Raw genomic sequence first — 14018 nt, forward strand, 5'->3', positions numbered from 1 at the left:
GATGCACCTCAATGACGTCCGTTGCAGGGATCTGCATCTTCTCTGAGCTCACCCTTCTTGAGGAGGTTGAGTGTCTCAGCCACTGTTCCCCTGGCACCCATCAGAACATCAACTCCATGGGTTCTGAGAAGGTTAATGGCCTTTGAACCCATATTTGTGCATATGAGGAGATCTGCATCGGAATTTACCACAATCTCTGCGGGTGTTAGTCTTCCTCCGGTGTGTCTTCCCTCTATTTTTATTATTTCCAGTTCATTTACTTCGTCATCATAAAAAGCGAATAGGGGCGTTTTTCCAAAGTGTTCTGAAACCTTTGAATCCATGCCCCTTTCTTCCATGACGGGAATACATATTTTCATTTTATGGTCCTCCTGTTCAGTCGGCGCCGCACATTGGTGCTCCGCACTTAGGACACTTCTCTGTTCTGCAGGGTACGCCTGGTGTTTTAGGTGCCTCGTATCCACATTCAATGCATTTGCAGACACGTGGAGCTCCTCGTCCAGCACCAAAGCCCCTTCCGTATCCGCCTCTGCCAAACCTTGGTATTGTTTCGGCTGATACGACGTTTATGTTCTCTGAACCGCAGTCCGGACATTTTTTGTATTCCTTTTCAGGTGAGATCCATTCGAACTGGCAGTCCATGCATTTGTATCTTCTTCTGTCTGTGATGTAATCACCTCCCTTCAGTATTATTGGTCTGCCCTCGACCAGAGCCGCTGCTATTTTACCCCGTGCTGATGTCAGGGTTCTGTGGAATGTTGGCTGTGATATTCCCATTATCTCAGCGGCCTTTTTCTGTTTGATGTCATGGTAGTCCCTCAGCCTTATTGCCTCAAATTCATCGAGGGTTATCTCAACCCCTGTCTCCTCGTCACTGGCTTCCGGAGAAAATGTGACCACACGGGGTTCTCCAAGAATTCTTCTGAATCTTCTCGGTCTAGGCATGTTTTGAATATATATTCAAAACTTGTATATATAGTTTTTGCACCAGCACCATGCAATCAGCTGAAAAGCCAGACCCCTCCCTAAATGGCTGTCCCACAAGCCCCTCATCATATCTCCTTAAAAGGGACCAGGTCAATAACCGTTATCTCACAGGATGATCCGAGACGTACAGGTGGACCCCATGTACCTGTGCCCTCCGAAACATAGAGGAACCCCCCTGAATCAGAATAAAGTCCCCTCAGAAATGGGAACATCAGTCCCACGATGATGTTGAAGGGGTAGAACTGTCCGCCGTGGGTGTGACCAGAAAGCTGAAGGTCAACACCACGCTCCCTGGCATCCTCCCAGTCCACCGGCAGATGATGGAGGAGCAACACTGGCCTATCCTCATCAAATTCAAGTAAGTCGAGTATGGCCGGGAGCGAATGCCTCTCCATAGAATAACCAACACCTATTATCTGTATACCCTCAAATTCGATGACAGACTGATCAATACACATTATGCCTGCATCAGAAACAGTTGATCTGAAGTCACCCGAATAGGTATCATGATTACCCGAAACAAAAAATATCGGTGCTCCTGTTTCAAGGGATGATATAATGCTGGAATCCACAGGCCTTGAACCATCCAGAAGGTCCCCTGTTATTAAAACCGCTGCCGCTTCAACCCTCCTGACAGCCTCGGATACCTCTTTAAGGAAACCAGCAGATCGTACCGTTCCCAGGTGAATGTCTGATAGCTGGACGAACCTCAAGCTCTCCTCAACAGGAAAGGGAATCTCAACACGCTTAACCTCAATTTTTCTGGCCCTGAATACACCATATGAGACACTGAGTGCAGCCAATGATACAGCCAGGATCTTCAAGCATGGAAGATCCAGGAAGAACCATATAAACTGAACTAGGGCCCAGCCCGTGAGGAGATAGATCAGAAAGACCAGCCACAGCATTGAAAAAATGTAGGTGACCCTGGAAATGGGGTTCGGTCTCTCCCTCTCAAAAAGGATTGATGCCGGGAGAAGGATGGTCAGGGGGATGCTGATAAACCCCAACCCAAGAAATTCCAGAGCAAGGCTGTTTAGAAGGTAATAGGCAAGTGTGATGAAGGTGAGGAAAACAGAGACCTGGATCTCCCTCTTCATGGAATCACTGAACCATTGAAACCATGGCTGAATCGCCCGGTATTCATTGAATCACTGAATCACTGAATCACTGAATCACTGAACTCTCAGGGAGGAGCTTCACCAGGATGTAGTCATACATCATGGACTTCCTGATCTCGGAGATATCCCCCAGCCGGTAATCAGATACCCTCACGTCGGCTATCTCCTCATGGTAGCGGTCATAGTTGAGTTTGACACGGACACCATCAAGCTGACTGGTGACAGGTGTCGGTGAGTACACCTCCTTTATGGCAGGTACCTGGTTCTCTATCTCGCTCTTCACAAGTATGGATGGGACCAGAGGTGGATCAGCAGCCATATCGCGACTTCTCTTATCAAGGAGTCCCTCAACAACCTCCACAAGCTTCCTTAACGCTCGTATATCCTCTCCCCTCTTCAGCCTCCTGGGTATTCTTCCAAGTCCTCCAACGTAGGCGTCTGCACCTGGAAGATCCCTGAGGTCAATCTCGTCGGGGGAGCCGGTGACAACCACCGGGATCTTTATGTCACTGAAGAGGTGGACCTTATCCTTTATGCACTGCTCAAAACTCCCCAGGGCGAACACTGCGAGGTCATGCTCCTCTATGAGCCTCTTCTCATCCTCAGATATTCTTGAAATGCCCTTACCCGCGCCACGGGCGAGTCCTATCATGTTATCCTTGGCACCGTACCTCCTGAGGTACTCTGATATGTCACATGCAGAGTGGGGAAGGTGGTGCCTTGCCAGGGTCGGGGAGACAATGGCTATCTCGGTACCTGCCATGGGGGCCACCTTGATCTTCCCCAGGAGCTCCCTGGCCTTCTCCCTGACCTTATCCACATCATCTATTGGTACCGCCAGGGTGAGTATCAGGTCCATCTGAAGCATGTTCTCCTGGAGCACAAAGCCCCCCAGGTCCTCAATAAGTTCCTTCATCTCCTCATGGCGATGCACACCGCCCTGATACGTTAAGGTTTCATACATAGTTTCCTCTCCAGATACCTGTACCTGAATAGAGCCCTCTTAACAGGGTCCAGGGGGAGGTTCCTGTGTGAGGGCACCCTTATATAGTCAAGTTCCATGTAGTCAGGACATACAGTGAAGTCAGCATCCCCATCAACCACGCTGAAGCCCATGTCCTCCACGATCTCCCTTAAGAAATTTGAATAAACCCTTACTTTTATTTTGCTGTTCCTCTCCCTGAGCCGTGAGGGGTCATGCCACCATGGAGAGCAGACCTCAAAGTCAATCTCACTGGTTGATGAATACTTGAGACTCTCAGGGTCCCTTTCATGGATTGTCTTAAAGACAGTGCCCACCGCCTCCCTTATCTGGGGGAATGTGTTGAGTTTAAGTTTAATGGCCCCCTCCAGGGGTGTCTCAGAGAGTACGAAGGCAACATCTGCATCCTCGTCCTCAGGGTTCCTGCTAACCCGGTATCCCCTGACACCTGCAATCCTCAGTATCCCCTCACACATGGGTGTTGTGACGATCCTCATGAATTCACCCACAAGCCTATATATCTCATCAATAAATTTCTCTATAATTATTATTTATAAGGTGTGCTGATGAACTGAAGGTGTGGCAATGAGAATAAGGCTAAGCTTTGAAAGACCGGAAGGCAGTGGACTGTGCATAATGGTGGATCTCCTCAGGGCAAGTGCAACCATCACAGCAGCCCTTGACCGGTTCAGGGAGGTGATCCCTGTCGCTGACATTGAAGAGGCCATGGAGTACTCAAGGAAGGGCTACCTCGTTGCCGGTGAACGTGGAGGTGAGACGCTCCCAGGATTCATAGCAAATTCCCCCCTTGAAGTTAAGAATTACAGGGGAGATGTGCTGGTGCTAACCACCAGTAACGGCACAAGGATCCTTGAATCCGTTAAGTCAGATGCCCTTGTGGGGTGCCTCAACAACCTCGATGCGGTAGCTGAGGCTGCAAGGGAACTTTCAGATGAAGTAGAGGTGGTTATGGCCGGTGTTAATGGGAGATTTGCCATAGAGGATTTCCTCTGCGCCGGTGAAATAATAGCAGCCATCGATGGTGAAATGGACGAGTATGCAGAGGCCTCGGTGCTTGCAGTTCAGGACAGATCACTGGTTGATGATGCCATCCGCAGATCCAGATCGGCTGAAAGGCTGGGAGGCCTTGGATTCATGGATGACGTTGAGTACTGCATCAAGAGGAACATAACAGGGAACGTTCCAGTCTACCGTGATGGGAGAATAGAACTCATGGAGGAAATCCGGAGGCTGCATTGAAGATGAAGGAACTCAGGATCATAGGAACCGCGCATGTATCAAGTGAAAGTATAGATGAGGTCAGAAGGACCATCCTTGAGATGGAACCAGACGTCGTTGCAGTTGAACTGGACCCTGAGAGATACCGCAGACTCATGGATGAAAAACTCGGGGTTCAGAGGGATGAACCATCCCTTCGGGAAGCTCTGCGCCATGGTAACATTGGAGTGATCCTTGCGGGCTGGTTTTTAACCTACTTCCAGCGGAAGGTTGGTGAGGACCTGGGCGTACAACCAGGCTCAGAGATGCTGGCAGCCATAGAGGCCGCCCATGAGGTGGGGGCGGGCCTTGCACTCATCGACCGTGACATCGGACTGACCATGCAGAGGTCCATTAAATCCATGGGGAGGATGGAAAAACTCAGGTTCTTCGCAGGGATAATAAGATCATTCCTCTGGAAGGATGACCCGAAGGACATCGAGGACCTCAAAAGTGATGACACCCTCCTTGAGGTTATGGAGGAGTTCAGGAAGATCTCCCCGGCAGCCTACCGCGTCCTCGTTGAGGAGAGGGATGCCTTCATGGCCCACAGACTGCTCTCAATCGAGGAGGACAGGGTGGTGGCTGTTGTGGGCGCGGGTCACCGCAGGGGTATAGAGGAGTACCTCCAGAACCCCCAGGAACTACCACCCCTCGATGAACTCATGAAGATACCCCGCTGACATATACTCAAATGCACAGTAGAGGATCATGGCTGAAGGAAAAAATCATTAATTAATGATCCCCCATAAATGTAAACAAGAAGCTGCAGTGTGATAGGATGTACATAATATTCAGATGCGACTGTGGAAGGGCCCTCTACTCAAGGGAGGGTGCGAAGACCCGGAAATGCGTCTGTGGGAGAACCGTGAATGTCAAAGATAGGCGCATATTTGGAAGGGCCGATGACTTCGAGGAAGCATCAGAACTGGTAAGAAAACTGCAGGAAGAGAAATATGGCTCCTGCCATTTCACAAATCCATCAAAAAGGGAATAGATTCAGAGATATGATAGAAGACCTCAGATCATTCACATCCCCTGGCGAGAGAAGGAACATAGAATTCAAGAAGGCCCTCTCAGCCAGGTATCACCTGAAGATGGACCGTAAGAAGGGCCTCATATCCCAGATGAAGTACCGTATGGAACGGGGTGACGGTAGGGCAGTGTACCTGCTGGGTGTGGAGGACAGCGGTGAACCGGTTGGCCTCCCTGCTGATAAACTGGATGAGTCAGTTGAGGTCCTCAGAACCCTCAGCAGTGAGATAGGTGCTGTTGTGGAGGAGGTTAACCTCCATGAGGGTACAGAGGGTATGGTGGCGGAGGTCATAATCTCAAGGAAGACGAAGACAGCGAGGGAGCACCTCCTCGTGGGGGTCGCCGGCCACGTGGACCACGGTAAGAGCACACTCCTCGGGACCCTCACAACAGGCACCCCTGATGATGGGAGCGGTAAGACGAGGATATTCCTTGATGTCCAGAAGCATGAAATAGAGAGGGGTCTATCGGCTGATCTGTCCTTTGCAATCTACGGCTTCAGGGACGGCAGGCCTATGAGGCTCAAAAACCCCCTTGACAGGAAGGAGAAATCACGTCTCATGGACGAGGCTGACAGGGTCATATCCTTCGTTGACACCGTCGGCCATGAACCCTGGCTTCGAACAACCATAAGGGGGATTGTGGGTCAGAAACTCGACTACGGACTCCTCACAGTGGCAGCCGATGAGGGGCCTACACACATAACAAGGGAGCACCTCGGTATAATGATCGCAATGGAGCTCCCGGTGATCGTGGTCCTCACAAAGTGTGATATGGCAGCCGATGAGAACAGGAGGGGTGTGAGGGAGAAGATATCCGAACTGCTTAAACTGGTTGGCAGGATCCCCTTCCATGTTAAGAGCCTGGACGCTGCAGCCGGGATAGCAGGTAAGATGAACCAGCACATAGTCCCCATAATCGAGACCTCCTCGGTTACAGGGGAGGGCCTTGAAATCCTCGATGAGCTCTTCCTCAACCTCAGGGTCCGGCGCGATGTTAACGGGGATGAAGAACCATTCCTCATGTACATAGACAAGATATATTCCATCAGGGGTGTTGGTACCGTTGTCAGCGGGACAATTCAGCAGGGACTTGTCAGGAAGGGTGACACCCTCCTCCTGGGGCCCCTCAAGACCGGTAAATTCAGGGAGGTCACCGTCAAATCAATAGAGATGCACCACTACAGGATAGGCTGTGCAGAACCAGGCCACATCGTCGGCATATCCATATCCGGGGCCTCGCCGGATGAGATAGAGAGGGGTATGATACTGGCACACCCTGACTATGATCCCGAAGCTGTGAGGGAATTCGAGGCAGAGGTTGCCATACTGGTGCATCCAACAACCATAAAGGCGGGCTATGAGAGTGTGACCCACATTGAAACCATAGCCGAGACAACCGTTCTTGAACCCCTTGACTCTGATTTCATGTCTGCAGGTGACAGGGGCAGGGTGAGGATGAGGTTCAAGTACAGGCCCCACCATGTGAGGGAGGGTCAGAAGATAATCTTCCGTGAGGGAAGGAGCAAGGGCATAGGTTCGGTGACAAGGATCCTGGGATAACCCCCACGCGACACAGCAGAGTACCACACTGATAGAATAAATCAGAAAACACGCGGCACAATAACATGCGCTTTAATCAGCTTTTTATGAGTTCCAGGAACTCGCAGGCCTTACACTTATCCCCTGATGAAGGTTCCCCGCACCTCAGGCACTCCCTGAGGCCCTCGGTTTCACTGAGGGGCAGGAAGGTCCTGCTGAGTGATTCCATCACCCTTAACTTTACACCCTGTTTTTCTGATTCAAGATGGTTGAGGAAGTCCCTTATCCTTGACCTCATGGAGAGGTCAGAGTAGGGACAGGAGTCAAGGTGGACCTTCACATCATTGAGAACAGCCCACAGCCTCACCTCACTCTCAGGCGTGCTCCAGAGGGGTTTTATGCGCGGCACCATTGCCGGGTGTATCCTCTGAAGTTCTGGACCGAATTTTGAGAATTTCCGCACATCACCCCTTGCGAGGCTCATGATGAAGGACTGGATCTCATCATCCATGTTGTGGCCCGTTGCAATCTTTGAGGCACCTATCTCACGTGCCGTCCTGTTGAGTATCCATCGCCTGAAGACACCGCAGGGTATGCAGGGGCTGCTGAATCTATCAGTGACACTGTCCAGTTCAAAATTGAATTCGTCCCTGAATGACCTCTCTATGAGTTCAACTCCAAGGAGTTCTGCGTTCTCCCTTGCCACCATAACACCCTCACTTCGGTAGCCCCCTATCCCCTCGTCGACGGTTATGGCTGTGAGCTCAAAATCAAGGTCACTCCTGAGATCTGAGAGGGCGTGCAGTGTCAGTACACTGTCCTTTCCGCCTGAGAGTGCTACTGCAATATGTTCACCGGGTTTTATGAGTTCATGACCCTCTATAAGTCCCCTGATCCTTCCCATGATTCTGTGATTGAATTCCTGAACATCCATGAAACCCTATATATAAATGGGGGGACATATAATTAATCATGATTACCGCAGAACTCACCGTGATACCCCTGGGTACATGCAGCACCTCCCTCAGCAGCTATGTGGCAGCTGCCGTCGAAGCCCTCAAGAAGCTGAATGTGAGGTATGAGATCTCAGGAATGGGGACACTGCTTGAGGCTGAAGACCTTGATGAACTCATGGAGGCTGTCAAGGCCGCACATGAGGCAGTCCTCCAGGCGGGTTCAGATAGGGTCTACACAACCCTCAAGATCGATGATAGAAGGGATGCCGACAGGGGTTTAAGGGATAAGGTTGAATCTGTGAAGGAAAAGATTTAGGGCCCCGGACATATCACAGGTTTTTTATATAAGGCCCATAAGATTGTGCCAGCATTGCTCCATCAACATGATGCCCTTTCAGAGGTATCCAGCGCCCTAATCTGAGAACGGGAATTTCCTGGAAGCAAATCTTACCCATTCCAGGAGCTGATACTGACCTTGAATAAAAAATTTTTGTGTTTTACTCAATCCAGCCCACAGCGGCATGAAGGAATTAAAGTAACTCAGGGCCACGGTTTACTCAAAAAATTCCCTGACCGTGCCTGCGACCCTCTCAAGCTCCTCACCGGTTAGGGCAGGGTGTACCGGTATTGAGAGGACCTCCGCTGCAGCCGCCTCACTCACCGGGCATCTGGCATCAAAGCCCAGTCTCTGGTACAGTTCCTGCCTGTAGATTGGTCTGGGATAGTGGATGCCTGTACCCACACCCCTCTCATTGAGGAAGCCCATGAGTTCATCCCTTGAGCCTGGAACCCGCAGGGTGTACTGGTGAAAGACGTGCCTGACCCCAGCTGCAATGTGGGGTGTTGATACTCCCTCAAGGTCCCCCAGCTGGGATGTGAGGTAAGCTGCATTTTCAATTCGCCTGCTGTTGAACTCCTCGAGTTTTCCGAGCTGGGCTATCCCGATGGCGGCTGAGATGTCAGTCATGCGGAAGTTGTATCCCAGGTATGTGTGCCTGTAGCGTTCTGTCTCCCCATGGGCCCTGAGTATACGTGCCATCTCAGCTATCTCATCGTCATCAGTTGTTATGATTCCGCCCTCACCTGTTGTGATGTTCTTTGTGGGGTAGAAGCTGAAACAGGCGGCATCGCCCATGGAACCGACTTTCCTTCCATGATACTCTGCTCCGTGGGCCTGTGCAGCATCCTCAATGACCAGGATGTCATGGTCAGCTGCAAGGTCCATTATGGGGTCCATGTCTGCGGGCTGGCCATAGAGGTGGACCGGTATTATCGCCCTTGTGCTGGGTGTTATGAGTTCCTCTATCCTCTCAGGATCTATATTATATGTCAGGGGGTCTATATCTGCGAATACTGGTGTGGCTCCGACGTAGAGGGCTGCGTTTGCTGTTGCAGCGAAACTGAAGGGGGTTGTTATTACCTCATCCCCCTTTCCAACTCCAGCGGCGAGGAGGGCCAGATGAAGGGCTGTTGTCCCTGAACTCGTTGCAACTGCATGCTCTGTTCCCACATAGGCCGCAAATTTCTCCTCGAATTCAGCCACCCTGGGTCCCTGCGCGATAAAACCCGATTTAAGTACCTTTATGACTTCCTGAATTTCCTCTTCATCGATTATTGGAGTAGCAACCGGTATCATTTGAACACCCGAATGAAAGTTAACTGGTTTAACTATATCGTGCTGGCACTTAAAAATTGATGCCCGTCCCCCCGTGCAGAAAAATCAATAAACTTGAGGTGGGAGAGATGCCGGCCTTTAATGTTCCATGAAGGGATGTTGCCGGCTTTAACAGTGAATCACCGGAATATCCTGCCTAAATCCTGGTATCGGCCCCTGAAGAGTATTAGGACAAGGATTGCTGAAGCCAGGAGGAGGGTCAGGGGAGCTGTGTAGGGATCTGATGGGCTCACCATGAGGGATGGGAGGTTCCCCAGACCGGCGTCAGGGGAGCTGTGTATGACGCTCACATAGAGATTGTTTGCAATGTGGACACCCATGGCCATCTCCACACCATCATCTGCCAGCGTCACCAGTGCAAGCACAAGTCCTATGATGAAGGTGCTGACAGTTATTGAAAGGCTCATGCTAAGTGTCGCGCCGTTCCACCAGTGAAGGACCGAGAATATCGCTGAATTGATGATTATGAGCGGCACCGGCCTCTTTATGACAGACCAGATACCCTGCATCAGGTAGCCCCTGAAGAATATCTCCTCAAAGGATGCCTGGACCGGGAAGGCCAGTATGGAGAGGATTAGCAGCCACCAGAACCCTGAACCAAAATTGAATCTGACCCCTGATGGGTCAGCAAGGACCGATACCAGATCAAGCACACCAACTATGAGGAACCATGTGCCCGCGCCCCTCAGGATCCTCCGCCAGTCAAGGTATCCCCTCGAATTAACTGCAGATATGAAATCCCTCTGGTGAATGAACTTCAGTCCAACATAGAGGAAGAACATTGAAGCTGAAAACCCTATGGCCACCATTATGAGGAGGGTGGGGCCGCTGAAGGATGACAGGTCCCCCAGCGCCCCCACACCACCCTTAAGTAGCAGGACGGCTGCGATGATGACACCCAGTATGAGGCCGGCTCCAACATTGGATGCCACGAAGCTCATAAATACTGTCATCACATATCTCCATGCATCATTCCTTCCCAGGTATACGTTGTTCAGAAAATCCTCCATCCATCACCAGCTCCGATACTTACCTGATGACCATGAGTTTTTTTTAATAAATTACCGGTCATGTATCACACTAATCATCCGGCATTAATAAATATTTTGAAGTGGGAGTGTTGAATTATGATAACGGTAAATGAGGGTTCAGTCACCATAAGGGTCCCTGATTTCAGTAAGGTCTCGGCCAGGGCACCTGTATTCTACAACCCTGCCATGGAGTTCAACAGGGATGTGTCAGTGGTCGCGCTCCAGGTTTTCCAGAGACTCCTCGGTGGGGAGATTAGCGTTGCAGACACCTTCTCAGGAAGCGGTATAAGGGCCATAAGGTATCTGGTTGAGGTTGAAGGAGTCTCTGAGGCCTTTGCAAATGACATAAACCCGCTTGCAGTTGAATGCATAAAAAATAACTCAGTGATAAACTCGGTGTCCCCTGAGGTCAGCAGAGAGGACGCCAGCATCTTCCTCAGGAGTAACCATGGCCGCTTTGATGTTATAGACATCGACCCCTTCGGGACCCCTGCACCCTTCATGGACTCTGCGGCGGCTTCTGCAAGGAACAATTCACTCCTTGCTGTTACAGCCACCGACACCTCAAGCCTCTGCGGCACCTACATAAAGCCCTGTCTGAGGAAGTACTCCTCAAGGCCCCTTAAAACAGAGTACTGCCATGAGACGGGACTGAGGATACTCGCAGGCTTCACAGCCATGAACCTTGCAAGGTACAGGAAGGCGGCCTCGGTACTCCTCTCCCACAGCAGCCAGCACTACATGAGGCTATACATCCGCGTGAGGAGGGGTGCAAGAAGGGCCGATGAATCCATCAGGAATATCGGATTCATGCTTCACTGCTTCAGATGCCTTCACCATGAACACGTGAATGGATTTGCGCCCCTGAAACGTGAGTGCCCCCACTGCGGTGCCGAAATGGATGTGGCCGGCCCCCTCTGGGTCGGTGATATCCAGGACAGTAAATTCATCGGTGAGATGATAGGGGAGGTTGAGAACAAGGAACTCAACACGGCCGGAGATGTCCTTAAACTTCTGAAGGGATGTCTTGATGAAGCAGGGATGCCCCCTGGATTCTATGATATCCATGAGGTCTGCAGTAAGCTTGGAAGGAGTGCACCACCTCTGAGGGATGTTATGGATGGTCTTGAGGCGGCCGGTTTCAGGGTTTCAAGGACCCATATAAGGCCGACGGGTATAAGGACCGACGCCGGTATAGGGGAGATTGAGGAGGTCCTGGCAGGACTCATGCCGGAATAGAAGTTGGGGGAGTTGAAGCAGTACTCACCCCCGGCTCTCGATCATTCATAGTTGAGCATGTTATGGGTGTAGTAATACTGCAGTGACCTTGCATTCCTGATCTCAAAGTTCCTGTAGGGGTTGTTGAGGTAGGGAAAGATCATTCCCTTCAAGCAGTAGAGGTATGCTCCAATGGGGCCATACTCATTCCTGGCAATTTTATAGTAGAGGGGGAATCCACAGCCCTGGTTTATGAATATCTCACCCTGCCTGACCGTGCCGTGGTATACGAGGGGTATGGGCCCCTCCTGACCGTGCTCAGCCGCCCTCTCCTTTATGTATGCAAGGGCCTCGTCCAGTGTTCCGAATTCCCTTCCATCTGAACGGTAGGTCCACTTATCGTCAGGTATGCCGTATATTCCCTCCTGCCATACCTCTGTCCAGTTTATGCCCGGCGTGTACTGCTTCTTTTCAACGTAGGCGAGTTCAAGGATGTAAACGTCGCCCTCCATGTAGCAGCGGTAATTGGAGCTTCCGCCGTAATGGACCACCAGAATGCACTTCGATCCCCTTTCACGGGCATAGTCTGCCAGTAGTTTTGAGTGTATATGACCTGGGTACATATCTGGATTTGCAATTTTAACAAATGCAAGCCTTCCCAGGGGCTCAAAGTCCCCCTGTGTCCCTGTAAAGTAAAGGTAACCCCCTCCGATTACCAGTAAAGCTATGATGAGTATCCCCTTCTTCATCAGTTCACCTGCTCGAGATATTATTAACTTTGTAGCGATTTATATCTTTCTCTAAACAGATTAGGCAGTTTTATATGTGACTATTTATATAGTTTTACCTGCGGGAATCCGCGGAGGTGTGAAAGATATGGATATAGGTGAAATTGTAAATGATGCCATAAGGTACCCCTCCAGTGACTGGAAGAAGGTCATAATACTGGGTGTCCTTATAATAGCCAGTATTCTAATTCTACCCGTCTTCCTGGTCATGGGGTACGGTTTCAGGGCGCTGAAGGCCTCAATAGCTGGCTTCGATGAACTGCCTGAATTCGATGAATGGGGAGAAATGTTCGTCGATGGGCTCAAGGTATTCGTTGTTCAGATAGCATACATGATAGTTCCACTGATAATTATATTCGCAGGTGTTCTTGGTTCCTTTACTATGGTTTCACCAGACACAGGTGTTATCACAAACCCCACAGCATTCACAGGCCTCGTAGGAGGTACAACGATAATAGGCATAATACTCGCAATTATCCTTGGACTCATAGAGACAATAGCCATCGCACACATGGCCTACAATGACAGCGAACTCGGTGCAGCCTTCAGGTTCAGTGAGATACTTGACGTGATATCCCAGATCGGATGGCTGGACTACATAATCTGGTACATCGTTGTGGGTCTGATCTCAGCGGTGATGGCATTCATTGCAAGTTTCCTGAATGTGATACCGGTTCTGGGTACCCTGATCGCGGTCCTCATAATATACCCCTACATCCAGCTCTTCTGGAACAGGGCCCTTGCACTCAGATACGCCTACGAATAATAATTACCCTCCTTTTTTATTTTCCCATCTTCAGATAAACATTTATAAGGGAACATCCCCTATCTTATAAAAGTTGATGACTTCTTCTAAACTTATATTCACTTAAAAAACTTTATAATATAACTTTCATAGGCATACATTGTTTAGTGGTGATTTGTATGGATGATGATCTGGTCAAAATCGATGATATTGACAGAAAGATAATAGACCTCCTGAATGAGGACGGACGCATGTCCTACAGGAACATATCAAGGATACTCGACGTTTCAGTGGGTACCGTCCACAACCGTGTTGAAAAACTTGTTAAAAAGGGGGTTATAAAGAAATTTGTGCCCATAATCGACCACTCCAAGCTCGGATACAAGCTGACAGCCATCATAGGTGTGAAGGTCAAGGGAGGGGTCCTGAGGAACTGGGAGACAAGGACCGCCTACCATAAGAACGTCCTGGCAGTGTATGACGTTACAGGAGAATTCGACGCCATACTCATAGGTAAGTTCCGGGACACCGGTGAACTTGACAGCTTCATAAAGGGCCTCCTCAGTGAGGGGGATGTGCAGAGGACATACACACAGACCGTCCTAAACATCGTCAAGGAGGATATGACCTCCACCAAGATGATCGGAGATTAAATTATTTA

Annotated in this window: 17 protein-coding genes; 8 read left to right on the plus strand and 9 right to left on the minus strand. The window is 50.2% G+C overall.

The window, feature by feature from the left end:
- Positions 1-8: 8 nt before the first annotated feature.
- The 5 genes from MTH_RS05595 to MTH_RS05615 all read right to left on the minus strand — a co-directional run bounded on the left by MTH_RS05595 (position 9) and on the right by MTH_RS05615 (position 3587).
- Positions 9-359 carry a NifB/NifX family molybdenum-iron cluster-binding protein gene (locus tag MTH_RS05595; protein ID WP_010876801.1) on the minus strand — a complete coding sequence of 117 codons (351 nt, stop codon included), beginning with the start codon at positions 357-359 and terminating at the stop codon, positions 9-11.
- A gap of 16 nt (positions 360-375) precedes the next feature.
- Entirely contained in the window at positions 376-945 is a 570-nt protein-coding gene (locus MTH_RS05600; RefSeq protein ID WP_010876802.1) for a DUF134 domain-containing protein, read from the minus strand.
- Between the two features lie 107 nt (positions 946-1052).
- Positions 1053-2087, minus strand: coding sequence for a metallophosphoesterase (locus tag MTH_RS05605; RefSeq protein WP_010876803.1), 1035 nt, complete (start codon positions 2085-2087; stop codon positions 1053-1055).
- A gap of 67 nt (positions 2088-2154) precedes the next feature.
- Positions 2155-3072 (minus strand): methanogenesis marker 7 protein, encoded by a 918-nt coding sequence (locus MTH_RS05610; protein WP_010876804.1) that lies wholly within the window; start codon positions 3070-3072, stop codon positions 2155-2157.
- A complete protein-coding gene (locus MTH_RS05615) occupies positions 3057-3587 on the minus strand; it encodes a hypothetical protein (RefSeq protein WP_048060984.1) in 531 nt (176 codons plus the stop codon). The genes MTH_RS05610 and MTH_RS05615 overlap by 16 nt, the downstream gene beginning before the upstream one ends.
- A gap of 88 nt (positions 3588-3675) precedes the next feature.
- Here MTH_RS05615 and comB point away from each other — a divergent pair, with 88 nt between their 5' ends.
- From comB to MTH_RS05635, 4 genes are all read left to right on the plus strand, one after another.
- Positions 3676-4350: a 2-phosphosulfolactate phosphatase gene (gene comB / locus MTH_RS05620; protein WP_048060985.1), complete on the plus strand. Its 675-nt coding sequence runs from the start codon at positions 3676-3678 to the stop codon at positions 4348-4350.
- 2 nt (positions 4351-4352) lie between these two features.
- The gene (locus tag MTH_RS05625) at positions 4353-5051 is read left to right on the plus strand and encodes a TraB/GumN family protein (RefSeq protein ID WP_238374258.1); all 699 of its coding nucleotides are present in this window, start codon (positions 4353-4355) and stop codon (positions 5049-5051) included.
- Positions 5052-5149: 98 nt separating this feature from the next.
- Positions 5150-5365, plus strand: a complete 216-nt coding sequence (locus MTH_RS05630; RefSeq protein WP_010876808.1) for a DUF1922 domain-containing protein — start codon at positions 5150-5152, stop codon at positions 5363-5365.
- 10 nt (positions 5366-5375) lie between these two features.
- On the plus strand, positions 5376-6965 hold the full coding sequence (locus tag MTH_RS05635) for a GTPBP1 family GTP-binding protein (RefSeq protein WP_010876809.1): 1590 nt from the start codon (positions 5376-5378) through the stop codon (positions 6963-6965).
- 76 nt (positions 6966-7041) lie between these two features.
- On the opposite strand, the gene MTH_RS05640 is transcribed toward MTH_RS05635, so the two are convergent.
- Positions 7042-7878, minus strand: a complete 837-nt coding sequence (locus MTH_RS05640; RefSeq protein WP_010876810.1) for a TIGR00269 family protein — start codon at positions 7876-7878, stop codon at positions 7042-7044.
- 38 nt (positions 7879-7916) lie between these two features.
- On the opposite strand from MTH_RS05640, the gene MTH_RS05645 reads away from it, so the two are divergent.
- Positions 7917-8216 (plus strand): MTH1187 family thiamine-binding protein, encoded by a 300-nt coding sequence (locus tag MTH_RS05645; RefSeq protein ID WP_010876811.1) that lies wholly within the window; start codon positions 7917-7919, stop codon positions 8214-8216.
- A gap of 237 nt (positions 8217-8453) precedes the next feature.
- Here MTH_RS05645 and MTH_RS05650 read toward each other — a convergent pair whose 3' ends face one another.
- Complete coding sequence (locus MTH_RS05650; RefSeq protein WP_010876812.1) at positions 8454-9536, minus strand: DegT/DnrJ/EryC1/StrS family aminotransferase; 1083 nt, start codon at positions 9534-9536, stop codon at positions 8454-8456.
- 158 nt (positions 9537-9694) lie between these two features.
- Complete coding sequence (locus MTH_RS05655; protein WP_010876813.1) at positions 9695-10585, minus strand: CPBP family intramembrane glutamic endopeptidase; 891 nt, start codon at positions 10583-10585, stop codon at positions 9695-9697.
- A 117-nt stretch (positions 10586-10702) separates the two neighbouring features.
- Between MTH_RS05655 and MTH_RS05660 the strand changes: the two genes are divergently transcribed.
- Complete coding sequence (locus tag MTH_RS05660) at positions 10703-11845, plus strand: tRNA (guanine(10)-N(2))-dimethyltransferase (protein ID WP_010876814.1); 1143 nt, start codon at positions 10703-10705, stop codon at positions 11843-11845.
- A 41-nt stretch (positions 11846-11886) separates the two neighbouring features.
- On the opposite strand, the gene MTH_RS05665 is transcribed toward MTH_RS05660, so the two are convergent.
- A complete protein-coding gene (locus tag MTH_RS05665; protein WP_010876815.1) occupies positions 11887-12573 on the minus strand; it encodes a hypothetical protein in 687 nt (228 codons plus the stop codon).
- A 127-nt stretch (positions 12574-12700) separates the two neighbouring features.
- On the opposite strand from MTH_RS05665, the gene MTH_RS05670 reads away from it, so the two are divergent.
- Together MTH_RS05670 and MTH_RS05675 are read left to right on the plus strand one after the other, a co-directional pair.
- Positions 12701-13378, plus strand: a complete 678-nt coding sequence (locus MTH_RS05670; RefSeq protein ID WP_048060986.1) for a DUF4013 domain-containing protein — start codon at positions 12701-12703, stop codon at positions 13376-13378.
- A 158-nt stretch (positions 13379-13536) separates the two neighbouring features.
- Positions 13537-14010 (plus strand): Lrp/AsnC family transcriptional regulator, encoded by a 474-nt coding sequence (locus tag MTH_RS05675; protein ID WP_048060987.1) that lies wholly within the window; start codon positions 13537-13539, stop codon positions 14008-14010.
- The last annotated feature ends 8 nt before the right edge of the window (positions 14011-14018 follow it).

The sequence above is a fragment of the Methanothermobacter thermautotrophicus str. Delta H genome, assembly GCF_000008645.1.
GTDB lineage: Archaea > Methanobacteriota > Methanobacteria > Methanobacteriales > Methanothermobacteraceae > Methanothermobacter > Methanothermobacter thermautotrophicus.

What these genes read in the sequence shown, in the direction of transcription:
- MTH_RS05595 (WP_010876801.1), bottom strand. Translation starts at nt 359, where the DNA reads ATGAAAATATGTATTCCCGTCATGGAAGAAAGGGGCATGGATTCAAAG.
- MTH_RS05600 (WP_010876802.1), bottom strand. Translation starts at nt 945, where the DNA reads ATGCCTAGACCGAGAAGATTCAGAAGAATTCTTGGAGAACCCCGTGTG.
- MTH_RS05605 (WP_010876803.1), bottom strand. Translation starts at nt 2,087, where the DNA reads ATGAAGAGGGAGATCCAGGTCTCTGTTTTCCTCACCTTCATCACACTT.
- MTH_RS05610 (WP_010876804.1), bottom strand. Translation starts at nt 3,072, where the DNA reads ATGTATGAAACCTTAACGTATCAGGGCGGTGTGCATCGCCATGAGGAG.
- MTH_RS05615 (WP_048060984.1), bottom strand. Translation starts at nt 3,587, where the DNA reads ATGAGGATCGTCACAACACCCATGTGTGAGGGGATACTGAGGATTGCA.
- comB (WP_048060985.1), top strand. Translation starts at nt 3,676, where the DNA reads ATGAGAATAAGGCTAAGCTTTGAAAGACCGGAAGGCAGTGGACTGTGC.
- MTH_RS05625 (WP_238374258.1), top strand. Translation starts at nt 4,353, where the DNA reads ATGAAGGAACTCAGGATCATAGGAACCGCGCATGTATCAAGTGAAAGT.
- MTH_RS05630 (WP_010876808.1), top strand. Translation starts at nt 5,150, where the DNA reads ATGTACATAATATTCAGATGCGACTGTGGAAGGGCCCTCTACTCAAGG.
- MTH_RS05635 (WP_010876809.1), top strand. Translation starts at nt 5,376, where the DNA reads ATGATAGAAGACCTCAGATCATTCACATCCCCTGGCGAGAGAAGGAAC.
- MTH_RS05640 (WP_010876810.1), bottom strand. Translation starts at nt 7,878, where the DNA reads ATGGATGTTCAGGAATTCAATCACAGAATCATGGGAAGGATCAGGGGA.
- MTH_RS05645 (WP_010876811.1), top strand. Translation starts at nt 7,917, where the DNA reads ATGATTACCGCAGAACTCACCGTGATACCCCTGGGTACATGCAGCACC.
- MTH_RS05650 (WP_010876812.1), bottom strand. Translation starts at nt 9,536, where the DNA reads ATGATACCGGTTGCTACTCCAATAATCGATGAAGAGGAAATTCAGGAA.
- MTH_RS05655 (WP_010876813.1), bottom strand. Translation starts at nt 10,585, where the DNA reads ATGGAGGATTTTCTGAACAACGTATACCTGGGAAGGAATGATGCATGG.
- MTH_RS05660 (WP_010876814.1), top strand. Translation starts at nt 10,703, where the DNA reads ATGATAACGGTAAATGAGGGTTCAGTCACCATAAGGGTCCCTGATTTC.
- MTH_RS05665 (WP_010876815.1), bottom strand. Translation starts at nt 12,573, where the DNA reads ATGAAGAAGGGGATACTCATCATAGCTTTACTGGTAATCGGAGGGGGT.
- MTH_RS05670 (WP_048060986.1), top strand. Translation starts at nt 12,701, where the DNA reads ATGGATATAGGTGAAATTGTAAATGATGCCATAAGGTACCCCTCCAGT.
- MTH_RS05675 (WP_048060987.1), top strand. Translation starts at nt 13,537, where the DNA reads ATGGATGATGATCTGGTCAAAATCGATGATATTGACAGAAAGATAATA.